Consider the following 24,363-nt stretch of genomic DNA (forward strand, 5'->3'; position numbering starts at 1 on the left):
AGGGTGGCGGTCATGGCTGACAACACCCCATCCGACGGCGGCCGCAGGCCCGCGCTGTGGCTGGCCGCCCTGCTGTTCGTTTCCGGCATCCTGCATTTCGCCTGGCCGAAACCGTACGACGCGATCGTGCCGAGGGCACTGCCCGGCAAGGCGCGCGATTGGACCTACGCATCCGGCGCGGCCGAGCTCGGGGTGGCCGCCGCGCTGGCGCTGCCGCGCACCCGCAGCCTCGGCGGGCGGCTGGCCGCACTGCTGTTCGTCGCGGTCTTCCCGGCGAATGTGCAGATGGCCGTGGACGTGGTTTCGAATCCCAAAGCGCCGCAAGTGTTCAAGCTCGGCACGGTACTGCGGCTGCCGCTGCAGATTCCGCTGATCACCCAGTCGCTGAAGGTGAGTCGCCGGGCGCGGCGTTCCTGATCAGCTCCGCGAGTTCGGCGGGGCCGGCCAGGGTGCGCGGGGCGATGGTGCGGCCGGTGCGCACGTAATGGAATGCGGCGCCGACCTTTTCGAGCATATCGGCCTCGGGCGCGCCGGTCCGCGCCGCCATCAGGCGCGCCCAGGCCAGGCGGTAGACGGCCAGCTGCATGGCGACGGCGGGTTCCTCGGCGCGCGTCGGTTCGGCGCCGGTCTTCCAGTCGACCACGATCCAGCCGCCGCCCGGCTCGGCGAACACCGCATCCATCCGGCCGCGAATCACGGTGCCCGCGATGGAGGTTTCGAACGGCACCTCCACATCGATCGGGCTGCGGTTGGCCCACGCGGAATTCAGGAACGACTCCTGCATCTTGATCAGCTCCGCGTCCGCGGCGTCGGGCGCGCCGCCGTCGGCCGCGCCGGGCAGTTCGTCGAAGCCGAGCAGGCGGCTGGCGGCGAACCAGCGCTGCACCCAGGCGTGGAAGGCGGTTCCCCTGCGGGCCAACGGATTCGGCGGATACGGCAGCGGGCGGCGCAGGCGGGCGGCGAGTTTCGCCGGATCGGCGCGCAATTCCACCAGCGCCGTCGCGGGCAGCTGGCCGGGTAGTTCGACCTCCTGGGCGGCGGCCTCGGTGGCCGCGAATTCGGCGAGCAGGGCGTCGACGTCGGCGACCCAACCGTCCGGGTCGTCCGGGTCCGCGGCCGGTCGGTCACCGAATTCGGCTGGGGCGAAGTCGTATTCGGTGAGGTAGTCGTCGTCCGGGGGCGGGGTGAGGTCGGCGAAGTAGTCGTCGGGTGTGTGGCCGTATCCATCTTCGTGGGATTCATGGCCGACAGCGGTTTCCGCGAGGTGATCGTCGGCCGAGTCGGTTTCGATCGGCATTTCACCGGCGGATGCGGAATCGGCGGCGCGGTCGGGCCGTGCGACGGTTTCATTCGAGGTGCTAGCGGCCGATTTCTTTGGACGCGACCGCAATTCGTCCAGCGCCTGGCGAACCAACATGGCGCCCTGTTCGATGGGGTCGCGGCGATTGCCGAGAGGGTCGCGGGGCCATTCGGCGGTGGCCGGGTTATCGGTGAACGGGTTGACGGCGTCGATATCGGGGGCGTCGGCCCATTCGTCGACGGTGAGCACGCCGTAGGCGCGGCTGTCCGGGGATTCGCTCGCGCTCTTCAGTTCGAGCAGAAAGTCGGACGGCCCCTTGGGGGTGGTTCCGGTTTCGGCCCAGTGATGCGCCGAAACCAGCAGTGTGCGTTCGGTTCTGGTGAGCGCGACATAGAACAGGCGCCGCTCCTCGTCGATGCGGCGGCGATCCAGCGCCTCCTTGTGCGCCTTGATGGCGCGTTCCAGATCGGCGCGGTCGTAGAGCTCGGACAGGTCGAGGACCGGAACGCCCTCCGCGGCGTCGTCCTGTTGCCGATCGCCACGCAGGGTGGTGGGCAGTTCGGCGAGCGCGCCGAGCCAGGTGCCCGCGGCGGCGCCGGACGGGAAGACGCCGCGCACCACATGCGGTACCGCGACCACCTCCCATTCCAAACCCTTTGCGGCGTGCACGGTCAGCACCTGCACCCGGTCACGGGCGACCTCGACCTCACCCGGTTCCAATCCGTTCTCGACCGATTCCGCGGCGGTGAGGAAGGCGAGCAGGCCGCCGAGCGATGCGCCGGTATCGGCCGCGTACCCGGCCACCACTTCGGCGAAGGCGTCGAGATGTTCGCGGCCCGCGCCGGTGCCCGCCATGGCGCGGCGGGCCTGGGTCTCCACGCCGACGCCGATGGTGCGTTCGACATCGGCGACGAGTTCGGTCAACGGTTGACCGGCGCGCTCGCGCAGCGCGGCGAGCTCCCGGCCGAGCGCCTCGATACGCGCGTATCCGGCGGCCGAATACTGTTCCGCCGGACCGGGATCGGCGATCGCGTCGGCCAGACCCGCCTGTTCGGCCGGTTCCGGCGCCACCTCGCGCAGCGCGTCGGCGAGTGCGGCGCTGTCGGTGATCTCCGCCGCGTCACCGGTATGCGGGCGGATCGAGAGGTCCCGTGCCCGGCGGGCGAGCGCGGCCAGATCGGTGACGCCGATGCGCCAGCGGGCGCCGGTCAGTATCCGCATGGCCGCGCTGCCCGCGCCGGGTTCGGCGATGAGGCGCAGGGTCGCCACGATATCGGCGACCTCGGGTGTTGCCAGCAGTCCGCCGAGTCCGACGATCTCGACCGGCAATCCCTTGGCGCGCAATGCCTCCGCCAGCGGCGCGGCATCGGCGTTGCGGCGCACCAGGACCGCGGAGGTCGGCGGGACCGCACCCGCGGACCGGCGCTCGGCCCATTCCGCGGCAATGCGTTCGGCGATCCACTCGCGTTCGTCGGCAACGGTTTCGGTGAGCGCCAACGCGACGACGCCGGATCCGGCATCGGGTTTGGCGCGCAACGCGTCGACGGTGACTCCCCCGCCTTCGATCGCCTTGCGCCGCAACGGTTCCGCGACCAAATTCGCGAGCGCGAGCGCCTCCGGCGGATTGCGCCAGCTGGTCAGCAGGGGCAGGGTCGGCGCGGGAATCCCTGGGGCGCTGGGGAAGTCGGTCGCGAAACGCGGCAGGTTCGCCGCGGAAGCGCCACGCCAGCCGTAGATCGATTGCATCGGATCACCGACCGCCGTCACCGCCAGGCGCGACGCCGCGACGATTCCGTCCGCATGCGGCGATGATTCTCCCGGTATGCCGCCCTGCGGCTCGGTCGCGGCCGAATCCGGTGCCACCGCGCGCCGCTGGTTGTCGGGCCCGACAGTGCGCCGGTCCGGGCTCGATCGATCAGCGGATCCGTCCGCGGCGAATTCTCCCGCGCCGCCGAATAATGCGGACAGCAGCACGCGCTGGGCGTGGCCGGTGTCCTGATATTCGTCGAGCAGCACCAGGCGGAATTTGGCTCGTTCGGCGGCGGCCACCTCGGGATGTTCGGCGGACAACCGCGCCGCCAACGACATCTGCGCGCCGAAATCCAGTGCGCCCCTGCGCCGTAACGCCTCGTGCAGCCGCAGCACCAGCGGCAGCAGCGCGACCCGTTCGCGTTGCACCTGGAGAATGCCCAGCAGCGTCTGGCTGGGCCCGCCGCGCTGACGCGGACCGGCGGGCAGCGTGTGCACCAACTTCTCCAGCACGGTGTGCGCCTCGGCCAACTGCTCCGGTTCGACGAGGTGTTCGGCCAGCTGACCGGACAGCGCCAGCACCGCCTCGGTGACCGAGACCGGCGTGCGCTCGGTATCCAGATCGCCGTCCCAGGTGCGGACCACCTGGTGTGCGAGTTGCCAGAGCTGGGTCTCGGTGAGCAGCGTCGCCGCGGGCTCGACCGGCAGCAGCAGGCCGTGCTCGGACAGCAACCTGCCCGCGTACGAGTGGTACGTGCTGATCTCCGGTTCCGCACCGGCGAGCTGGGTGCGCAGCGCGCCCGACGGGTCCAGCTCGCGCAGCAGCGGCGACCCGGCCAACCTGGCCAACCGGGTGCGGATGCGAGAAGTCAGCTGCTGTGCGGCTTTTCGGGTGAAGGTGAGGCCGAGCACCTCATCGGGCAGCACCAGCCGGTTCGCCACCATCCACACGACGCGGGCGGCCATCGTCTCGGTTTTGCCCGCGCCCGCGCCCGCGACGACGAGCGTCGGGCCCGGCGGTGCGGCGATCACCGCGGCCTGCTCGTCGGTGGGGGCGGGCAGGCCGAGCGCCTCGGCCAGCCGCAGCGGGGTTACAGGGGCCACTACTCGTCGGTCACCTGCCTCCCGGCGTCCTGCACCGGGCAGCTGCCGGATACCGAGCAGTGGCGGCAGCCGTCGTTGCGCATGGCGAGATAGCTGGGGCCCCGGGTCGCCGCCGCCGCGTCGTGAATTGTGGTGCGCCACTTGTCGAGCGCCTCGGCGTCGAGCGGCGGCTGCATGCGCTGGGTCGCGCCCTCCTTGCTGCTCGGTTTGGCGACGTAGACCAGCCGGGCGCCGCCGGGCTCGCCGAGATCGCCCGCCGCCATCCCGGTCTGTTCACCCGGCTCCGCACGACCGGATTCGCCTGCCGCACCATCGGATTCAACCGCGTCCCGGCCGGATTCGGCGGATGCCACGCCGGTGTCGAGCGCACCCAACGCGGCGGCGACCTGATAGGTCGCCAGCTGGGCGTGATCGACGGCGGCCTGCTTGGTGACCGGCGTCTTCCCGGTCTTAACATCGACGATCACGAAGCGGCCGAGCGCATCCCGCTCCAACCGGTCCACCCGGCCCCGAATGCGTACGGGCCGTTCGTCTTCCGCGCGCGCGGGCAGCACACAGTCGACCGGCACCTCCACCCCGGCCTGGGTGAGCTCGCCGCGGGTATTGCGCACCCAGGACATGAAGGTCTCCAGCATGGCCTCGGTGCGCCGCCGCTCCTGCCGGGAATGCCAGCCGGTGCCCGGGTCGACGGCCTGCCAGGCCCGGTCCAGCGCCGCGCGCACCTGCGCCTCCGGCACCTTGCCTGCCAGTGCCTGCACCAGGGTGTGCACCAGGTTGCCCTTCACCGCGTGCGGGTTGTCGCCGTCGGTGCCGCCGTGCCGCTCCAGCGCCCAGCGCAGCGGACAGGTGCGAAGCAGCTCCACCGTCGACGGCGAAAGGGCAACGGCGGATTCGGTTTCCGCCCACAGCGGGTCGGCCGAGCTGAGTTCGGCGGTGCCGTACCAGTCGTCGGGGTGGGTGCCGGGCACACCGGCGTCGGCCAGCCGGGCCAGCTGCTCGGCCGCGCGTCGCCTGCGCTCCGGTTCGGATTCGGGATCGCAGACCGCGCCGCGCAGTTCGGCAACCAGCGCGTGCATCACCAGCGCGCGGCCCGGATCGACCACCGGCAGCACACCCGGTTCGGCATCGTCGTCGTGGCCGAGCAGTTCCGACAGGAAGCGCGACGGCACCAGATCTCGTTCGCCCGCAACCGATTCCACCGCGGTGACCAGTAGCGACCGGCGCGCCCTGCTGCACGCCACCAGCAGCAGCCTGCGCTCCTCCGCGAGGATCGGCGCGGCCCGGCTCACCCGCTCGCCCGGCTCGGCGATGCCCGCGGTGAGATCGATCAGATCCTCGGTGTTGAGCAGGGTGCCGCGCGGGCGCGGATTCGGCCAGATGCCCTCCTGCACCGCCGCCACCGCGACGACATCCCATTCCCGGCCCGCCGCGGCATGCGCGCTGAGCAGCGCCACCGCATCACCCGGCGCGGTGAGCGGCGCATTGTCGAACGGGATCTCCTGCTGGGCAAGGTACTCCACGAAGCCGTCGATGCTCGCGCGCGGCAGCCGGTCGACGTAGGCCGCCGCGGCGTCGAAGAGGCCGACGGCCGCGTCGAGGTCGCGGTCGGCCTGCATACCCGCCGCACCGCCGCGCCGGGATTGCGCCACCCAGCGCCGCTCCAGCCGCGAGGCGGTCCACAGCGCCCACAGCACGTCCTCCAGGCCCGCACCGCGCTTACGCGCCTTCGTCGCTCGCTCCAGCGCGCCGAGTACCCGGCGCAGCGGCGCGGACTCCACCTCGGTCAGACCGGCGAGGACGGCCGGGTCACCGATGCCGATCATCAAGTCGCGCAGCACTTCCGCCGAGGACATATCGGACAGGGAACGCCGTTGGCGCGCACCCTCGCTCGATTCCGGGCCGCGTTGGGCGGATCCGGTGTCGATTCCATCCACACCCGTTTGGTCGTCATCCGCGGACCGGTCGCCGATCGAGCGGCCGCCATCGTCTGAAACGGCTGCGACCGTGGCGTTTTCGGTGCCGGGCAGATCGGCATCGCGCTCTCCCCCGACGTGGTCTCCGTGGGAATCGGCAGTATCCCGGTCAGGATCTGCGCCGTATCGATCCTCACCGGAGGTCCACTGCTCATCGATGCCGTACCAATCGGATTCGTCGACCATCCGTTCGGCGTCGGTGAAATACCGTTCGGGCACTTGGTCATTCAGCGGGGCATCGGCCGATTCCACCGGCTCCCAGCCGGGTGCGGCCGAGCGTCCCCTGACCCGCTCGAATTCCAGGACGCTGCGGCGGATTCCGCGGCGCAACCGGCGCAGCGCGATCTGGTCCGCGCCGCCGAGCGGTCCGGACAGCAGGTCCAGCGCGTCCTCCGGCGTGAAGGATTCGGATCGCCGTCCTTCGGAAAGCAGTGCCCGCAGCGCGAGCAGCATCCAGGCCGCGCCGCGCCGCCGAGCCAGCGGCGTATCCAGCACCGGCTGCTGCACCGGCACCCCGGCGGCCAGCAGCGCCCGCCGCAGCGGGGCCAGCGAGAGCGGCACCGAGCGCACGATCACCGCCATCCGCGACCACGGGATCCCGCCCGTGAGATGGGCCCGCCGCAAATGGTCGGCGATCAGCGCGGCCTCCTTGGCGGGTGTCGCGAGCACCCGGACCCGGACCGAGGCGCCGTCACTCGCCTCCGCATCGGGCCGCGCGGGCACCGGAACGCGGTGCGGCGCACTGCCCGGCAACCTGGCCGCGATCCTGGCGACCGCCACCCGCACCGCGTCGCCGGAGCGGTGGTTGTCCCGCAAGATGATTCGCCGCTCGTCGGGGGCGTCGGGATCGGCGATGAAGCGCGGATCGGCGCCGCGGAAGGCGAAGATCGCCTGGTCCGGATCGCCCGCCAGCACCGTCGTCGCCGTCGCGCCGATCGCGCGAATCAGCATGGCCGCCTGCGGATCCAGGTGTTGCGCATCGTCCACCAGCAGGTATCGGATGCGTTCGCGTTCGGCCGCAAGCAGATTCGGGTCTCCGGCCAGGGCATCCAATGCCGCGCCGACGAGTTCGGCGGCGTCGAGTGCGGGCGCGGTGGCCTCCGGCGCGTCGACGCCGACCGACCAGCGCAGCAGCATCGACTGCTCGTAGCGGATGGCGAATTTGCCGGCGGCCACCCATTCCGGCCGGTCGTGTTCGCGGCCGAGGCGCACCAGATCCTCCGGTCCGAGCCCGCGTTCGGTGGTGCGCAACATGAGATCGCGCAACTGTTCGGCGAATCCGGTGAGGCCGAGCGCGGGCCGCAGGCGTTCCGGCCACAGCCCGCGCGCGCCCGCCGCGATATCGGCGAGGTCGCCGCGCAGCATTTCGCGCAGCACCGCATCCTGTTCGGCACCGGTCAGCAACCGTGGCGGCGGGTTGCCGTGCGCGGCGGCATGCCTGCGCAGCACCGCGAACGCGTAGGAGTGGATCGTGCGCACCAGAGGTTCCCGGGTGGCGCCGGGCACACCGCCCTCGCTGTCGGGATCCGGGGTGAGCCGCGCGGTAACGGCGTCGCGCACGGTCGCCGCAGCCCGCTTCGAATGGGTCAGTACCAGCACCGATTCCGGATCGGCCCCGCCGCCTACCCGGGACGCGGCCAGCTCGACAAGCAGCGCGGTCTTACCGGTGCCCGGGCCGCCGAGTACCTGCCACGGCCGCCAACCCGGCCGCACCGGCCCGGGCTCGGACAGCGCGTCGAAGAGTGCGCGAACGTCGGCGCCCCAGACCAAAGGCCGGGGTGCCGCCACATTCCGGCGAACAAGTCGCACCGCGCTATCCGATCGCACCACGCGGGCTATTGCAACAGACGGCCCTGACACGCCACGCGGCACATCGGGACACGCCACCGGCGCGCGAGTTTCGTCACACGGCAAAATGGGCCGGTGTCATCGCTGAACATCCACCGCTTCGGTCCCGCGGGCGCACCCCAGGTGCTCGCCCTGCACGGGGTGACCGGGCACGGCAAACGCTGGGAGCAGGTCGCCGAGCGGCTGCCCGGCGTCCGCGTCATCGCACCCGATCTGCGCGGGCACGGTCGATCGACACCGCTGCCGCCATGGGATTTCGAAACGATCGTCGCGGACCTGGTCGAGCTGTTCACCGCGGAGATCGCTGCGCCGGTGGTCCTGGTCGGCCATTCGTTCGGCGGTGCGGTCGGATTACATCTGCTCCAGCGTTATCCGGAGTCGGTGCGGCGGCTGGTGCTGCTCGATCCGGCGATCGGGCTGGATCCGGTCTGGCTCAACGAGATAGCGCTGGCCTCGCTCGCCTCCCCCGACTACACCGATGTGGCGGAGGCCAGGATGGACAAACAGGCCAGCGGCTGGGGCGAGGTGGATCCGCGCGTACTCGACGCCGAGCTCACCGAACATCTGATTCCCACCGCGAACGGCCGGGTCGGCTGGCGGATCAACAATGCGGCGATCAACGCCTACTGGGGTCAGCTGGCCCGCGAATTCGTGCTTCCGCCAACCGAATTGCCGACGGTGCTGGTGCAGGCGATGAAGGTGCGCCCGCCGTTCGTCACCCCGGAATTCCGGGCCGCGCTCGCCGCCCGGCTGGGCGACAATCTGACGGTGCACGAATGGGATTGTGATCATATGGTCGCGCAGGCCCGCCCGGATGAGGTCGCGGCGCTGATCCGCGCGGTGCTCTGACGTCATGGCCACCACCGACGCCGAGGTCGAGCGGGTGCGGGAACTCGTCGCATCGATTCCGCGCGGCCGGGTCGCCACCTACGGGGATATCGCGGCGGCCGCCGGACTGTCGACGCCGCGCACGGTCGGCTGGATCATGCGCACCGATTCCGCGGATCTGCCGTGGCACCGGGTGCTCGGCGCGAGTGGAAAACCCGCGCATCACCTGGCCGAACGGCAGCTGCGCCGACTCGCCGAGGAGGGCGTGCCGATCCGCGACGGCCGAGTGGACTTGCGCGCCGTGCGTTTTCCGTTCCACTGATCCGACGAATTCGTAACAGACCAGCACAACCGCGGTTACGGTTGAGTCATGTCCACCCGGCTGGCGTGCGTCGTATTCGATGCGGACCGCCCGCGGTTCGTCGCGGACTTCTGGTCCGAACTGCTCGGCTGGTCCGTGACGGTGGACCGGTCGGATCAGGTGGACGTGGCCGCGCCCGATCCGGACGGCCTCGATCTGGCCCTCACCTTCCTGCCGACGCGGCGAACCAAGAACGGCAAGAACCGCATCCACCTCGATCTGGCCAGCCGGTCGATCGACCATCAGCGGGTGCAGGTGGATCGGGCGCTCGCATTGGGCGCCCGGCGCATCGATATCGGACAGGGTTCGGTGCCGTGGGTGGTGCTCGCCGATCCGGAGGGCAACGAATTCTGTGTGCTGGAACCGCGCGAGGAATATGTGGACACCGGTGCGGTGGCGGCCATCGTGGTGGATACCCGCGATCCGGTGCGGCTTGCCGAATTCTGGTCCACCGCATCGGGTTGGCCGATGACGCACGGCGGCGCGCAGGCGGCCGGGCTGCGCTCGGCCACCGGGCTCGGCTCCTGGCTGGAGTTCGTGCGCACCCCCGACGAGAAGTGTGAACGTAACCGCCTGCACCTGGATCTCGCCGCGTTCCCGGCCGACGATCCGGCCGCCGAACTGCTTCGATTGTGTGCGGCGGGCGCCACTCAGGTGATGCCGGTGCACAATGGCGCCGCGCCGGGCCTCGCGCTCACCGATCCGGAAACCAACGAGTTCTGCGTGCTGCGACCAGCTCCCGATCGTTCGACCGTCTGAGGGGCCGGGTGACGGACCGGCCCCAGCCATCGGGACGGCCGGGCATAGCATTTCGGCCATGCGCAACCCAGGTCGTGGCCGGTGACGGCCGCCGATGCCATTGTGCTCGCCGGTGGGCGCGCCAGCCGGATGGGCGGGGTGGACAAACCCGCGATCGTCATCGGCGGGCGGTCCATGCTCGACGCGGCGCTGCGTGCCGTCGCGGGCTGCGAGCACACCGTCGTCGTCGGCCCGCACCGGCCGGAATTGGATCCGGCGATCCGGCAGGTGCGGGAGGTGCCGCCCGGATCGGGTCCGGTGGCCGCGCTGGGTGCCGGGGTGCGCGCGCTCGGCGATACGGCCGCGCCGCTGTTGGTGGTGCTGGCCGCCGATCTGCCGTTCCTGACGGAATCGACGGTGGCCGAACTGATCCGGCACACGGTGGAGTCCGGTGCGGCCGCGGTATTCGCCGAGGACGAGTCGGGCCGCCCACAGTACCTGGTCGGGGTCTGGCGTCGCGCGGCGCTGAAAAAGGCGCTGGAGCAATTGGATTCGCTGACCAATCAGCCGATGAAGGCGCTGGTGCCCGCGGATACGGTGCTGGTGCCGGTACCCGGAATCGCCGATTGCGATACCGAGGAGGCGGTGCGGCAGGCCAGGACGCGGGCGGGCGATCCGGTCACCGTCGCCGATCCGACTACCGTTGGGCGGGCCGCGCTTTCGCTCGACGAGGCGCGAAATATCCTGCGCACCCGAATCTCTCATCTGGTGGCCTACCGCGCGGAGCTGCGTTCGGTGCGCGGCGCCGCACTGGCCGAACCGCTGCGTGCCGCCGGACCTCTTCCGCGCTTCGATGTTTCGGCCATGGACGGATATGCCGTCGCCGGGGACGGTCCGTGGCGGCTGCGCCGCGATATCGGATTCGCGGGCGGGCAGCGGCCGGTGGGGCTGCTACCCGGCGAGGCGGTGCGGATCGCGACCGGCGCCCATGTGCCGGACGGGACCACCGCCGTGCTGCGCGATGAATTCGTCCGCATCGAGGCCGAGACACTGCACCGGCTGCCGGGCACCCCCGTTCGCGACGATATCCGCCGCAGGGGCGAGGACCGCAATCCCGGCGATCTCGTTGCGCCGGAGGGCACCTCGGTCGGCGATGCGTTGATCTCGGCGGCGGCCAGTGTCGAGGTCACCGAGGCCGGTGTGCGCGGCCCGGTGCGGGCGCGTATCGTCATGACCGGCGACGAGATCCGCGGCGACGGCCCACTGCACACCGGGCAGACCCGCGACTCGATCGGCCCGATTCTGCCGGATCTGTTGTCCTGGTACGGCATTCGGACCGTCGATCGCACCCATCTGCGGGACACCCCGAACGGCTTCGACGAGGTGCTCGGCGCGACAACGGATTGCGATCTGCTGATCGTCGTCGGCGCGACCGGCGGCGGAGCGGCGGACCAGCTGCGCGAGGCGGTCGCCCGAGCGCAGGCGCGAATCCTGGTGCACCGCCTGCGCTTACGGCCAGGTGGTTCGACTTTGGTCGCCGAGCTCGGCTCCGGAACGGTGGTGCTCGGGCTGCCGGGCAACCCGTTCGCGGCGATAGCCACCCTCACCGCGCTCGCGCCATCGGTGGTGGACGGGCTGACCGGCAGGCGCCCGGGCCGTGCGCAGACCGGCCCGCTGCACAATGCGGGCGCAATCGCCGGGCCGGTGCCCCGCATCGTGCCCGCCAGGATCGCGCCACAGGGCGGCTGGCTCGGCGACCCGAGCATCCGCACCGCCCACCTCGGCGGGCTCATCGATCGCGACGGGCTCGTCGTGGTGCCCGCCGGCGCCCGCGACGGCGATCCGGTCGAATTCCTGCCGCTGCGGCCGTAACTCACGGCCGGGCGAGAAATTCCGTTGCGCGGCGGGAATTGTCGGGCAATAATCCGCGACATGTCCCGAGAATTCGAAGAATTGGTCGCCGAGGCCGCGGCCGCCCCGGTGGAAGGCTGGGATTTCGGCTGGCTCGACGGCCGGGCCACCGAGCAGCGACCATCCTGGGGATATCAACGGCTGATGAGCGCGCGGCTCGCGAAAGTCGATGCGGCGCTGGATATCCAGACCGGCGGCGGCGAGGTGCTGGCCGGGGCCGGTGAATTCCCGCGCCTGATGGCGGCCACCGAATCCTGGCCGCCGAATATCGTGAAGGCCACCCAATTGCTGCATCCGCTCGGAGTGGTAGTTGTCGCGAATTCCGCGGAACCGCCACTTCCATTCGGCGACAATGCGTTCGATCTGGTGGTCAGCAGGCATCCGGTGCGGCCGTGGTGGACGGAAATCGCCAGGGTATTGCGGCCTTCCGGCACCTACCTCGCCCAACATGTCGGCCCGGCCAGCGTTTTCGAACTGGTCGAGTATTTCACCGGACCACAGCCGCCGGAAGTCCGGCGCGCCCGCCACCCCGACGACGAGCGCGCCGCCGCGGAAGCCGCCGGACTGGAAATAGTCGAGTTGCGGCCGGAGCGGCTCCGGGTCGAGTTCTTCGATATCGGCGCGGTGGTGTACTTCCTGCGCAAGGTGCCGTGGATGGTGCCGGACTTCGATGTCGATCGATATGCCGATACCTTGCGCAAGATGCATTCGGAAATCACGGCCAACGGATCTTTTCTCGCCCATTCCAGCCGATTCTTGATCGAGGCCCGTAAACCCTGACGACACGCCACACCGGCCCCGTCACGCCACATTTTCACTTTTCCCTTCCACGATTGATGCGGGGTAGCTATTGTGATGATCTAGGCGAAAACCTAATCCCCGGAAAGGACCGTGTGGAGATGACTGAAAAGTCGAAGAAAACGCCTAAGAAAATGCCCAAGCAGATGCAGCGCCAGCAGCAGCAACAGCAGCAGCGCCAGGAGCAGCAGGGCATGAACCGTGCCGGCTCGAATGCCGACAGCCAGCGGGACAGCCGGATGGGCAACAACCCGAACCAGGCGCAGCGCCCCGGCCAGCACTGATCGAAGTCTCATAACGCGCCGCCGGTCCTACCGACAGGACCGGCGGCGCTGCTGTGTCAATGATGCTGCGGCGCCGCACCTTCCACGCGCCGTGCGCCGAACCCTTGCGGAGCCGTACCAGCGGGCCTTGACTGGATACATGCGTGGACGGATCCGCCATTACCTCGGGGGTAATTGCCCGGCCTCGGCACCCGACCTATGTTCGGCTAACCCGAACAAAGGAGTGCCGCATGACCGCCTACGGATTCGCCCATCTGCGCAGCCGACGCCCGCATCCGGACATCATCGAGTATCTGGAACGCATCCAGGCGACCCTCGACCCGTTCGCGGGCGAATTCGTCATCCACGGCACACCCGTCGAGGTGGTGGAGGGCGATTGGCCCGGATCGATGGTGTTGATCGCCTTTCCGACCTTGGACCAGGCGCGGGCCTGGTATCGCTCGCCCGAGTACCAGGCCATCCTGCGGCTGCGCACCGACCACATCGACGGCGACCTGCTGCTGATCGATGGTGTCGGACCGGACTACGACCCGGCCCGGCGGGCCGCCCAGCTACGCGCCGAACCCGGATATCGCGCGGCGAGCTGACCGCGGCGGATGGGCCGTCGAGGCGGATTTCGGCCGCCGACCGGCGTCGGATACCGTTCACCAGGCGGTATGCGGTTCGCGACGAAGGATGCACCTGATGGACGACAGCTCTCTGACCTGGGACGACGGTGCGCTGGTCACCATCGACCAGCGCGGACTGCCGCATGAGGTGCGCGAGCTGCGCCTCGGCACCGTCGACGAGATCATCGACGCCATCCGGGCGCTGGCCATCCGCGGCGCGCCCGCCATCGGCATCGCGGGCGCGTTCGGCGTCGTCATCGCCACCCGCGCGCACACCGCGGCGGGTGTCGTCGACGTGCCGCGGGTCCGGGCCGAGGCCGAGCGCATCGCCGACGCCCGCCCCACCGCCGTCAACCTGGCCTGGGCGGTGCGCCGCGTCGTCGAGCGGGTGGCCGGGGGCGCCGACGCGGTGCTCGCCGAAACACTGGCCATGGTCGCCCAGGACAGCCGGGTGAACCGGGCCGCCGCGACCCACGCCGCAGATCTGGTGCTGCGGCTGTGCCCGGACCGGCCGCTGCGCATACTCACCCACTGCAATACCGGCCGCCTGGCCACCAGCGCCTTCGGCACCGCCATCGGCGCGCTGCGGGTGCTCGCCGAGCGCGGCGCCATCGAGGATGTCCTGGTCGACGAGACCCGCCCGCTGCTGCAGGGTGCGCGGCTCACCGCATGGGAGCTGGCCGAGGCCGGAATTCCGCACCGGCTCACCATCGATTCCGCGGCGGCATGGGCGATGGCCACCGGACAGGTCGACTGCGTGATCGTCGGCGCGGACCGCATCACCGCCAACGGCGACGTCGCCAACAAGATCGGCACATACGCGCTGGCCCTTGCCGCGCGGCACCACGGAATTCCGTTCATCGTCGTCGCGCCCGAATCCACAAGGGACACAACGATGGCGACCGGCGCGGATATCGTGGTGGAGCAGCGGGCCGCCGAGGAGGTCACCGGATTCGGCGGTGTCGCAACGGCTCCCGCGAACACCAGGGTTTTCAATCCGGCATTCGACGTGACGCCCGGCGAGCTGGTGACGGCCGTCGTCACCGAGCACGGCATCGTCTACTCGAACGAGGACGCGCCGGGCGACGAGATCGCCGGCATCGCCCGCGAACTGTATGCGCGGGGCTGGATGCCGGGCACCGCGGGCAATATCTCGGTGCGGTCCGGCGATCATGCGGTGATCACGGGCAGCGGGCTGTCCAAGGGCGAGCTGACCGCCGCCGATATGGTCACCGTGCACGTCGGCGACTCCACCCCGGTCGGGTCGCAGCGTCGTAAACCATCGGCGGAGACCACGATTCACGCCGCGGTGTACCGGACCAGGCCCGCCGCGGCCGTCGTGCACATCCATCCGCCCTATGCCACAACGCTTTTCACGTTGAACGGTGCGCCGGACGCGTCGACCACCCTGCGCGTCACCGATTTCGAGCTGATCAAGGGGCTCGGCGGACAAGATCCGGCGCTGATCGATATCCCGATCTTCCCGAACTGGCCCGACGTCGCGCGCATCGGCGCCGACATCGAGCGCTACCTGACCGAAAACCCCACCGCGCCACCGGTTCTCGGGATCGCCGGACACGGCATCACCGCGTGGGGGGACAATCTGTCGCAGGCACGCGACCGCGCCGAATGCCTGGAGGCGCTGTGCGAGCTGGTCGCCCGCACCGGTCGCCGCCACGCGTTCGCGACGCGCAACGAGATTCTCGAGATTGGACTGACATGACCCTGCTGCAGGTGATGGCCGCCGACAATGCGGCCGAGGTGCGGGTACGGACCACCGACGACGCGGTGATCGGCGCCGAATTGGCAAAGTACGGCGTCACTTACGGCCACTGGCCGGTGCTGGACGACGCCGCGGCGATCGCCTCGGACGAGCTGCTGGCCCGCTACCGCGACGAGGTCGGCGAGCTCAACGCCGACGGCCGCTACAAGCACATCGATATCGCGCGCATCCACCCCGACGACGGCAATCCGGAGTGGCCGCAGATCGCCAAGGGCGCGCGGGAGAAATTCCTGAACGAGCACCGGCACGCCGAGGACGAGGTGCGGTTCTTCGCCGCCGGACGCGGCTGCTTCTACCTGCACCTGGGCGAGGAGGTGCTGGCCACCGTGTGCGAGGCGGGCGATCTGCTCTCGGTGCCCGCGGGCACGCTGCACTGGTTCGATATGGGCACCAGGCCCGATTTCATCGCCATCCGGTTCTTCGAGGAGGAGGACGGCTGGATCGGTGATTTCAGCGGGGACCGGATCAGTGAAAGCTTCCCCACCCTCGACGAATTGCTGACCGCCCCGTGACCGCCGCGGTCGTCGTCGATATCGAGGGCACCACCAGCCCGACCAGTTCGGTGCGGGAGGACCTGTACGGCTATACCCGGCAGCGACTTCCGCGCTGGCTGGCCGAAAACCGCGGGGGCGCGGCGGTTTCCGTGGTCGAGGGCACGCGTGAGCTGGCCGGGCGGCCCGCGGCGGACGAGGCCGAGGTGGCCGAAATCCTGCGCGGCTGGCTGGATTCCGATGTGAAGGCCGAACCGTTGAAGGCCGCGCAGGGCATGATCTGCGCCGAGGGCTTCCGCAACGGTGCGCTGCACGGCGAATTCTTCCCCGACGCACCGCCCGCGCTGCGCGCCTGGCATGCGGCAGGCCTGCGACTGTACGTGTACTCGTCGGGATCCGAACGCAACCAGCGCGATTGGTTCGGCTTCGCCCGCGGCGGTGAACTCGCCTCACTCATCAGCGGCTACTTCGACCTGTCGACGGCGGGTCCGAAACGCGAGCCCGCCTCGTACGAGAAGATCGCGGGCGCCATCGGTACCGCACCCGCGGACATCCTGTTCCTCTCCGACCACCCGGACGAACTCGATGCCGCCACCACCGCGGGCTGGTCCGCCATCGGTGTGCACCGCCCGGGCGAACCGAATCCCCCGCGCCCACCACACCGTTGGATCGCCTCGTTCGCCGAACTGACGCTGCCTTAGCTCGGTAACCCACGAAAACGACCCGCCACCGATCGTCGGGACGGGTCGTTCAACGGTTCAGGCCTGGTCGTAGGCGTCCTGCAAGGTCTGCATTTCGATCTTCCGCATTGTGCGCAGGGCGGTGGCGACGGCGACGGCTTTGGTGGGATCGTCGCCTTCCATCAATTTGGGGAGGTCCGACGGGACCACCTGCCAGCTGACGCCGTATCGGTCGGTGAGCCAGCCGCAGGGACCGGGTTCGCCACCCTCGACGAGGGCGTCCCACAGGCGGTCGACCTCGGCCTGGGTATCGACGGTCACCTGGATGGAGGCGGCGTCGGTGAACGGATGGCCTGGGCCGCCGTTCAACAGGGTGACCGAGTGGCCGTCCAGTTCGAGCGATACGACGAACGCCGAACCGTCCGGGTTGCGGGTGATGCCGGTGACGTGCGAGTTGGGCACGATCGCGGCGTAGCGGGTGGCGGCCTCCTCGGCCTGGTTGTCGAACCAGAGGAATGTGGTGACGGACATTGGTGGCTCCCTTGTTCGTTCGGTTGACTTGCTGTCATCCCTTGGTCGGAACCGCGTGCACCGCTTCGACATATCTCGGCGAAGATTTTCAGCCGGACCGTAGTGGTAGTGCCGGCGGACCGGCGGGTGCCGGTGATTCTGGGGTCGGCCGGGCCGGTCTGATCTAATCGAACGACCGTCCAGTTTCTTTGATTCGGGGCGGTTTGTTCACGGGAAGGATTTGGATATGAGGAAGTCTGTCGCCATCGTGCTCGGCGGCGCGGCCGTCACGCTGGCCGCCGCGCTCGGCTCGGGTACCGCCGCAGCGGATCCCGTCACCGACGCGGTGGGCCCGGCGCTCAACATCGCCCCGGCCCAGACCCCGGAGCTCGACAAGCGCCGCACCGACTTCACCGGCGTCGGCGCGCTGATCGGCGCCGGCACCGGATCCGCGATGGCGGGCCCGGTCGGCGCCGCCGTCGGTGCTGCGGGCGGTGCGGCCGCCGGCTACGGCGTCGCGCTGGGCACCGAACAGCCGCGCTGAAGTAGCGCGTCCTGAGTAGCCGCGGCCACGGATGGCCGCGGCTACTTCTTTTTCGGCGGCAGGGTCCTGGCGTAGTCGACACCGCGATCGACCCACTCGCGCAGCGCCTCCTCGGTGCCGACGACCTCGGCGTCGACGCGCAGCCAGCCGTTCATCGTGCGGCCGCCCATGACCGCCGTTTCGACGTGGACGCGGGCGGTGAGCTCGTCGCTCTCCTCGGGATCGACCCGGACCAGCAGGCCGCCCGCGCGGTTGGCTGCCACCGCCATATTGCCGCCGACCAGGAAGGCCAGCCCACCGAACATCTTCTTCTCGGTCAGATCGGGTTCGGGCTCGATGAGCTCTCTGATCCGATCGGCCAGCTCTGTGTCGTATGCCACGCCCGCATTGTCCACCCGGGTACCGACATGCTCACACCCCGAGTGCGGCGGCGAACATCGGCCACGACTGGTGCACGTCGTCCTGCCAGTAGGACCAGGCGTGCGTGCCCGCCGGACGCAGGTTCACCGTCGCCGGGATGCCGAGCGCGGCCAGCTGGTCGATCAGCGGACGGGTGCAGGCGGCCACCACCGTCTCCATCGCCCCGCCGACCGCCACCCGGTCCAGCAGCCGCCCCGGATTGCCATCGATACCGGGATCGGTGAGCGTCTCGTGCGGGCCCGGCGCACCGTTTCCGGCCGAAATATAAAGGGCCACACCGCGTAACCGATCGGCATGCAGGGTCGGATCATGTTCGGCCCACGCCGGATTGGTCGGATCGCCCCACATATTCCCCGCATCGGCGCCGAAGGTGGCCAGCTGCGTGTACACCAGGGCGCGCGCCAGCGGATCGGTGGTGCGCGCGCAGCCGCTGTACGCCCCGACAGCTCGGTAGAGTCCGGGCGCGCCGATCGCCAGATCGAGTGCGGAGGTGGCCGACATCGACAGTCCCGCAACGGCATTGCGTCCGGTCATCTGGAAGCGGGCATCCAGCAGCGGCGGCAGCTCCCTGCTGAGGAAGGTGGCCCACCGGTTGCGGCCGAGCACCGGATCGTCGCGCAGCCAATCGGTGTAGAAACTGGCCCGCCCGCCCATCGGCACGATCACGTTGACCGGTTTGTCGGCGAAGAAGTTCACCACATCGGTGCGGGTGGTCCACGGACCGCCGTCCTCGCCGCCGTCCACCGCGTTCAACAGGTACAGCGCGGGCGCCGACCCATCCGGATGCGAAACCCACAGGGTGATCGGACGATTCATCGCGGCCGAATACACCACCACCTCGAATTGTCTGCCGCCCAACGGCCGTACGTCGAGTATGCGTGAATCCCCTTGATCGGCCGAGGCTCCGGTGACCGGAAGGCACACCAGGCAGACGATCAGGACCAAGCAGCGCAGCAGCCTGCGTATTCTCACGATTCCCTCCGGGTGGTCATCGGGCGTGTTCTCCTGGCGCGTGTACCCGCAAATCGGTGATCGCATCGGCCGCCGGTCCGTCGACCCGCATTCGTTCGGCGATGGTGCGACGCAGGTTACGCGGCAGCTCGGGCGCGATGCTGGACAGGTACGCGTACAGCCATTCGCTGCGGCCGACGAGGAACGGGAAGTCGGTGTTCATCATCTTCCGGATCACCAGCATCGGCACCGGCGCGTCCAAGGGGTGAAAGTCCTTGTTCCACAGGCCGGGAACGGCACAGCCCGGATAGAACTGGCCGAGCATCAGCCCCTGTTCGACGACGCCGGACTTCCGGGCGGCGTGCACCGAATCGACGAGGTGCAACCGGGTGAGGCCGGGAAACAGCGTGAGCGAGCAGAGCCGCGGATCCGGATCGGCCGAGCGCATGGCGCGGTAGATCTCGATGGCGTCGTCCACCGCGTCGGTCATCCGAGGCACGGTCAGCTCATCGCCGCCCGGCACCACGGCGGCCCACAGCGTATGCCGCTTGATCGATTGGCGCACAAAAGGACACACCGGACCGTCCCGGCCGAGATCGGGATGCGGGCGGGTCAGATAGCCGTCGATCCACTCGGTCAGTCCGGCGACCTCCGGATGCCCGTGGTCCCGTATATCGCGCCATTCGAGCCCGGTGCGGGTGCCGACGCTCGGAATCATGTTGCGAGAGTTCACTATCCGCTCCTCACCGGCGCGGCCGAACGCGCGAGGTGCGCGGCCAGAATCGGTCCGATGACGGCGACCACGTCGGAGTTGGTGAGCTGGGCATGGGTCGCGTCCACGCGGTGTTCGATCAGTTCGCCGGTGACGTACGGCCGCCAGATCCTGGCGTCGAGCAGTTCGGTCATACCGCGCGTCGCGGAGAAGTACAGCAGGTCGCCGTCGAAGACGCCGGGCCGGTAACCGTGTGAGAGGCCGACACCGTCCACATAGCCGCGGTGCAGCCGCGCCAGCTGATCCGCGGTCAGGCCGGTGCCGAAAGACGCTCCGGCAGCGGCCAATTCGGCCGCCGCCTCGGCGGCGGTGAGATCGGGTAGCGCGTCGGCGTCGACGGGCTCGTCACCCAGTAGATGGGTGAGCAGATCGCGCATGCGCGGTGCGGGCGGCGGATCCGCGCCATCCGGGATCACGACGCTGTCCAGCATCGCCAGCAATCCGACCGACGCGCCCATGGCACGCAGCCGGACCGCGACGGCGTGTGCGATCTGTCCGCCCAGCGACCAGCCCAGCAGGTGGTACGGCCCGTCGGGTTGCACCCGAATCATTTCCCGCACATAGGCATCCGCGAGATCGTCGATGGTGGTGACGGCGGGCACCGGACCGGTCAGCGCGGGCGCCTGTAGGCCGTACACGGGCCGGTCGGTGATATGCCTGGCCAGCCCGGCGTAACACCAGGCGAGCGGGACGGCGGAGTGCACGCAGAACAGCGGCGGCTGAAATCCGCTGCGCCGCAGGGGCAGAAGTATGCCGAGCGCGTCGTCGGCGGAATCCACGCCGTCGTAGGTGGCGATCCGGTCGGCGAGCGCCCGCACGGTCGGCGCGGTGTAGATCCAGCGCACGGTGACCGGGACGCCGGACGCCGCGGCCAACTCCGCCGAAACCGCGACGCCGAGCAGTGAATTGCCGCCGAGCTCGAAGAAGTCGTCGTCCAGGCCCGCCCGCTGCTCGGTCGCCCGCGCGAAATGCTCGGCCACCAGCCGCTCCAGCGCCGATTCGGGCGCCCGGTAGACGCGGGCCCGCACCACGGGTGCGGGCAAGGCGGCGCGGTCGAGTTTTCCGTTGGGCGACAACGGCAACTGGTCCAGTTCGACCAGCGCGGCGGGCACCGATGCCGCGGGCAGCACACCCCGCACCCGGCGTAGCGTTTCCGCCGCTTCGAACGAAAACCCTTCGGCCGCGACCACATAGCCGATGAGCCTGGCCTCGGGGCGACCCGCGTCGGCGACCGTGACCGCCGCCGCCGCGATCTCCGGGCCCGCCGCCAACGCCGCCTCCACCTCGGCCAGTTCGATCCGCCGCCCGCGCACCGCGACCTGCGCGTCGGCGCGGCCGAGGAAGTCGAATTCGCCGTCGGCACGGGTGGCCACGAGATCGCCGGTGCGGTAAAGGCGTTCGCCGGTGCCCGCCGGATCGGCGACGAATCGGACCGCGGTGAGCGCCGGGGCGCGATGATAGCCTCGCGCGACACCGGGCCCACCGATGTAGAGCTCACCGCGGCCCCCGAGCGGCGGCGGCCGCAGGCGCGGGTCGAGCAGCATGGTGCGCACGCCGGGCAGGGCCGGGCCGATGGTCACCGGTCCGTCCGGTGTCATCGCGCCGGTTTGCGTTGCCATGACGGTGGTTTCGGTCGGACCGTAGCCATTGCACAGCCGCACGTGCGGGGCCCACCGCCGTACCAGCTCGGCGGGGCAGGCCTCGCCGCCGACCACGACGAGTGCCAACCCCGGCACCTCGTCCGGGGCGAGCGTCGCGAGCACGGCGGGTGTGGTGAGGAAGTGGGTGATCGCATAATCCCGGATCAGCCCGGCCAATTCGCGGCCAGCGACAATCCTCGGCGGTTCCACCACCAACCGCGCACCGGCCGCGAACGCACCGAGCAATTCGAGCAGGTGCGCGTCGAACGACGGCGAATGGGCATGTAGCACAACCGAATCCGGATGCAACCGATAGTGCTCGACCAGGTAATCGGTGAGTGCGCCGAGCCCGCGGTGGGTCACCGTGACGCCCTTGGGTTTCCCGGTGGTCCCCGAGGTGTAGATCAGGTACGCCGGGTGGTCGGCGTGCAGTGGGCGCAGGCGATCCGCGTCCTCGATCGGATCCCCGGAGCGATCGGGCGCGGGCTGGTCGATGGTCAACCAGGCGACGCCCGAGCCGTTCGCACCACCATCCACCGTGACGGCACAGGCGACCTCGATCGGCCGCAGACGCGACGACCCGTAAGGCAACTCACCCAGCAATGCGGCCGATGTAATCCCGAGGCGGGCACCGGAATCGGTGAATACCGCGCCGAAACGCAGCGGCGGATCGGCCGGATCGATGGGTACGAAGCACGCGCCCGTCTTCGCCACCGACCACAGCGCGAGCACCGATTCCAGCGAGCGCGGCACCGCGACAACGACGCACTCCCCCGGCCCGGCCCCGTGTGCGATGAGTTCCCGCGCCCACCGCGACGAGGCCCGGTCCAGTTCCCGATAGGTCATGGTGCGCGAACCATCCTGGACCGCAACAGCATCCGGCATCATGCCCGCGCGCAAGAGATCGGGCAGCAGACGAAAACGGCCGATGTGGTGCGGGGCAAGCGGATACGCGACCGGCTCATCCAATGCCCTTACCGGACAATCCGCTTCGGCCGCCAGGAACCGGCCGAAGAAATCCAGGAAGAGCCGATGCTGCCAGGCGAGCGTATCGCGGTGGTAGCGCGCCGGATTGGCCTGGAAGTCGATTCGGGCCAGCCGCTCGTCCGGGCCGAGCTGATACCCGTTGACCAGCAAATCCTCCACCGGTCCGAGCGAAAGCAGGTGCACCGCACCGTGTACCGAGCCGAGCCGCAGCGGTTCGACGAAGCCGAGCACGTTCACCACCGGCCCGAATCCGCCGCGCACCGGCTGTAATTCACCGCGGTCGCGCTGAATGTCCTCGTACCGGTAGCGCTGATGGCGCAGCGCGCCGATGACCCGCAACCGGACCTGAGCGAGCGCCGCGCCGACCGTGCCGGTCCCGACGCCGGAAAGCCGCAGCGGCACCACATTCGAGATCGATCCGGCCGAGCGCCGCAGCGCCGCGGTCGGCCGAGCGGTGACCGGGAGGCTGAGCACGATGTCGTCGGCGCCGGTCATCCTGGCCAGGAAGCAGGCGAAGGCGGCGACCGTGAGTTCGGGGAAGGTGGCGTTATGCCTGGTCTTGGCGGCGGCAAGGCGCTGCGCGGCGGTCTCGTCCAGCACCCCGCTCACCTGCAGCGGATGTGGTTGCGGCGCCGCGGGTTGTCCGGCCAGGCTCACCGGATCACCAAGTCCGGCAACCTGTTCCAGCCAGTACGCGCGGTCCGCGGCGGACCGTGCCGAACCCTGGTAAGCCTGTTCGTAGTCGAGTAGCTCCGGCACCGACAGCGCACCGCATTTCGGCTCGGGCAGTCCACCCGCGGCCCGGTACAGCTCACCGATCCGCCGCAGTACCGCCGCCGCGCCGACACCGTCGAGCACGATGTGGTGGCTGCGCAGATACAGCAGATGGTGGTCGGGCCCGATCCGGTACACCGTCGCGACGGTGAGCGCGTCGGCCAGCGGATCGAGCGGCGCGCCGTAGTCGTCGGCCATATCGGCGAGGGCCGCGGCGACCGGATCCGGCCCGTCCGGCTCTACGAATCGGACCGGCAGTTCGGCGGCGGTGTCCACATACTGGCGCGGCTGTCCGTCCACCACCCGGAACCGCAGATGCGGCGATTGCAGTTCGCGCGCGGCGCGCCGGGCACACCGTCTGGTCAGCTCGATATCGACGCGACCACGCATTTCCAGATACATGGCCACGGTGAGCGGCACCGCTGGAAACAGTTGCTGCGCAACCCACCACCGTAACTGAGCCGTCGACAGTGGATGCAGCGTCACGCCGCAGTCGGCTGCCGTCAACACACCTCCCAGGCTGGATACCCCCGGCTAAAACTACGGCATCCTCGGCCTACCTGGTGTTATTCCGAAAGTGCGCGTCGGGATCAACCGCCGAGACCGACGGGCCTGATCACCATCGTATTCACATCGACACCCTCTGGTTGGGCGATTGCCCAGGCTACTGCGTCGGCGATATTCTCCGGCCGCAGCGCCAACGGCGGCGCGCCCTGGGGTCGATGGTCGAAGAACGGCGTGTCCACCGGGCCCGGCGCGATCAGCGTGACGCCGATGCCGTCACCGGTCACCAGCTGCCTGGTGTTCTCGGCCAGGGCGGTCACCGCCCATTTGGTCACCGAGTACATATTGCCCGGCGAATTCCGGAATCCCGCAACGCTTCCCAGCAATACGATCCGTCCGCGACTGTCCCGCAGCGCGGGTAGCGCGGCCTTGACCAGCAGCGCGGGCCCGAGCACATTCGTCAGCACCATCTCGCGCAGCCGGTCCGGGTCCGCGTCGGCGATGGTGTCGTGACTGGAGAATCCGGCGCTGGCGATCACGCAGTCGAGCCGCCCGAATCGGCGCACCGTTTCGTCCACCGCCGCGGCCATCGCCGGGTAATCGGTGGCATCGCCGGTGATCGCCAATACCCCGTCGGGCGCGTCGAGCCCGGCGGTGAACCGGGCCAGCCGGTCCGCATCGCGTCCTACAACCGCCACCCGATGCCCGGCCGCCAGCAGCTTTCGAGTCGTCTGCGCACCGATGCCGCTCGACCCGCCGGTGATCAGCGCAACCCGATCCATTTCTCTCCTAATTATCATTAGAA

20 protein-coding genes are annotated in these 24,363 nt (G+C 69.8%); 12 read left to right on the top strand and 8 right to left on the bottom strand.

What is annotated here, in order from left to right; translation table 11 throughout:
* The first annotated feature begins 12 nt into the window (after positions 1–12).
* Positions 13–417, top strand: a complete 405-nt coding sequence (locus LGY53_RS01800; RefSeq protein WP_225724875.1) for a hypothetical protein — start codon at positions 13–15, stop codon at positions 415–417.
* On the opposite strand, the gene LGY53_RS01805 is transcribed toward LGY53_RS01800, so the two are convergent.
* Both LGY53_RS01805 and LGY53_RS01810 read right to left on the bottom strand, forming a co-directional pair.
* Complete coding sequence (locus LGY53_RS01805; RefSeq protein ID WP_225724876.1) at positions 374–4,153, bottom strand: ATP-dependent DNA helicase; 3,780 nt, start codon at positions 4,151–4,153, stop codon at positions 374–376. The genes LGY53_RS01800 and LGY53_RS01805 overlap by 44 nt on opposite strands.
* Positions 4,153–7,953: an ATP-dependent DNA helicase gene (locus LGY53_RS01810; protein ID WP_225725656.1), complete on the bottom strand. Its 3,801-nt coding sequence runs from the start codon at positions 7,951–7,953 to the stop codon at positions 4,153–4,155. The genes LGY53_RS01805 and LGY53_RS01810 overlap by 1 nt, the downstream gene beginning before the upstream one ends.
* A 96-nt stretch (positions 7,954–8,049) precedes the next feature.
* On the opposite strand from LGY53_RS01810, the gene LGY53_RS01815 reads away from it, so the two are divergent.
* The 10 genes from LGY53_RS01815 (at position 8,050) to mtnC (ending at position 16,477) form a co-directional block, all read left to right on the top strand.
* Positions 8,050–8,823, top strand: a complete 774-nt coding sequence (locus tag LGY53_RS01815; RefSeq protein ID WP_225724877.1) for an alpha/beta fold hydrolase — start codon at positions 8,050–8,052, stop codon at positions 8,821–8,823.
* A 4-nt stretch (positions 8,824–8,827) separates the two neighbouring features.
* The gene (locus LGY53_RS01820; RefSeq protein WP_225724878.1) at positions 8,828–9,124 is read left to right on the top strand and encodes an MGMT family protein; all 297 of its coding nucleotides are present in this window, start codon (positions 8,828–8,830) and stop codon (positions 9,122–9,124) included.
* Between the two features lie 48 nt (positions 9,125–9,172).
* Positions 9,173–9,922 (top strand): VOC family protein, encoded by a 750-nt coding sequence (locus LGY53_RS01825; protein WP_225724879.1) that lies wholly within the window; start codon positions 9,173–9,175, stop codon positions 9,920–9,922.
* A gap of 81 nt (positions 9,923–10,003) precedes the next feature.
* Positions 10,004–11,773, top strand: coding sequence for an NTP transferase domain-containing protein (locus LGY53_RS01830; RefSeq protein WP_225724880.1), 1,770 nt, complete (start codon positions 10,004–10,006; stop codon positions 11,771–11,773).
* A 60-nt stretch (positions 11,774–11,833) separates the two neighbouring features.
* Entirely contained in the window at positions 11,834–12,592 is a 759-nt protein-coding gene (locus LGY53_RS01835) for a methyltransferase domain-containing protein (protein WP_225724881.1), read from the top strand.
* A gap of 119 nt (positions 12,593–12,711) precedes the next feature.
* On the top strand, positions 12,712–12,894 hold the full coding sequence (locus LGY53_RS01840; RefSeq protein WP_225724882.1) for a hypothetical protein: 183 nt from the start codon (positions 12,712–12,714) through the stop codon (positions 12,892–12,894).
* Positions 12,895–13,124: 230 nt separating this feature from the next.
* Positions 13,125–13,481 (top strand): DUF1330 domain-containing protein, encoded by a 357-nt coding sequence (locus LGY53_RS01845; RefSeq protein ID WP_225724883.1) that lies wholly within the window; start codon positions 13,125–13,127, stop codon positions 13,479–13,481.
* A gap of 97 nt (positions 13,482–13,578) precedes the next feature.
* Complete coding sequence (gene mtnA, locus LGY53_RS01850) at positions 13,579–15,225, top strand: S-methyl-5-thioribose-1-phosphate isomerase (protein WP_225724884.1); 1,647 nt, start codon at positions 13,579–13,581, stop codon at positions 15,223–15,225.
* Positions 15,222–15,797, top strand: coding sequence for an acireductone dioxygenase (locus tag LGY53_RS01855; protein WP_225724885.1), 576 nt, complete (start codon positions 15,222–15,224; stop codon positions 15,795–15,797). The genes mtnA and LGY53_RS01855 overlap by 4 nt, the downstream gene beginning before the upstream one ends.
* Positions 15,794–16,477 (top strand): acireductone synthase, encoded by a 684-nt coding sequence (mtnC, locus tag LGY53_RS01860; RefSeq protein ID WP_225724886.1) that lies wholly within the window; start codon positions 15,794–15,796, stop codon positions 16,475–16,477. Before LGY53_RS01855 ends, mtnC begins: the two co-directional genes overlap by 4 nt.
* Before the next feature lie 57 nt (positions 16,478–16,534).
* Here mtnC and LGY53_RS01865 read toward each other — a convergent pair whose 3' ends face one another.
* Entirely contained in the window at positions 16,535–16,987 is a 453-nt protein-coding gene (locus LGY53_RS01865) for a VOC family protein (RefSeq protein WP_225724887.1), read from the bottom strand.
* 226 nt (positions 16,988–17,213) lie between these two features.
* Between LGY53_RS01865 and LGY53_RS01870 the strand changes: the two genes are divergently transcribed.
* Positions 17,214–17,510, top strand: a complete 297-nt coding sequence (locus LGY53_RS01870) for a hypothetical protein (protein WP_167477455.1) — start codon at positions 17,214–17,216, stop codon at positions 17,508–17,510.
* 41 nt (positions 17,511–17,551) lie between these two features.
* On the opposite strand, the gene LGY53_RS01875 is transcribed toward LGY53_RS01870, so the two are convergent.
* The 5 genes from LGY53_RS01875 to LGY53_RS01895 form a co-directional block, all read right to left on the bottom strand.
* On the bottom strand, positions 17,552–17,890 hold the full coding sequence (locus tag LGY53_RS01875; RefSeq protein WP_225724888.1) for a TfoX/Sxy family protein: 339 nt from the start codon (positions 17,888–17,890) through the stop codon (positions 17,552–17,554).
* Between the two features lie 31 nt (positions 17,891–17,921).
* Positions 17,922–18,896 (bottom strand): alpha/beta hydrolase, encoded by a 975-nt coding sequence (locus LGY53_RS01880; protein ID WP_374111127.1) that lies wholly within the window; start codon positions 18,894–18,896, stop codon positions 17,922–17,924.
* A gap of 22 nt (positions 18,897–18,918) precedes the next feature.
* Positions 18,919–19,614, bottom strand: a complete 696-nt coding sequence (locus tag LGY53_RS01885; protein ID WP_225724890.1) for a DUF6875 domain-containing protein — start codon at positions 19,612–19,614, stop codon at positions 18,919–18,921.
* Positions 19,614–23,564, bottom strand: a complete 3,951-nt coding sequence (locus LGY53_RS01890) for a non-ribosomal peptide synthetase (RefSeq protein ID WP_225724891.1) — start codon at positions 23,562–23,564, stop codon at positions 19,614–19,616. The genes LGY53_RS01885 and LGY53_RS01890 overlap by 1 nt, the downstream gene beginning before the upstream one ends.
* Positions 23,565–23,644: 80 nt before the next feature.
* Positions 23,645–24,340, bottom strand: a complete 696-nt coding sequence (locus LGY53_RS01895) for an SDR family oxidoreductase (protein ID WP_225724892.1) — start codon at positions 24,338–24,340, stop codon at positions 23,645–23,647.
* Between the last annotated feature and the right edge of the window lie 23 nt (positions 24,341–24,363).

It is taken from the genome of Nocardia sp. JCM 34519.1 (genome assembly GCF_020361265.1).
Taxonomy (GTDB): domain Bacteria; phylum Actinomycetota; class Actinomycetes; order Mycobacteriales; family Mycobacteriaceae; genus Nocardia; species Nocardia arthritidis_A.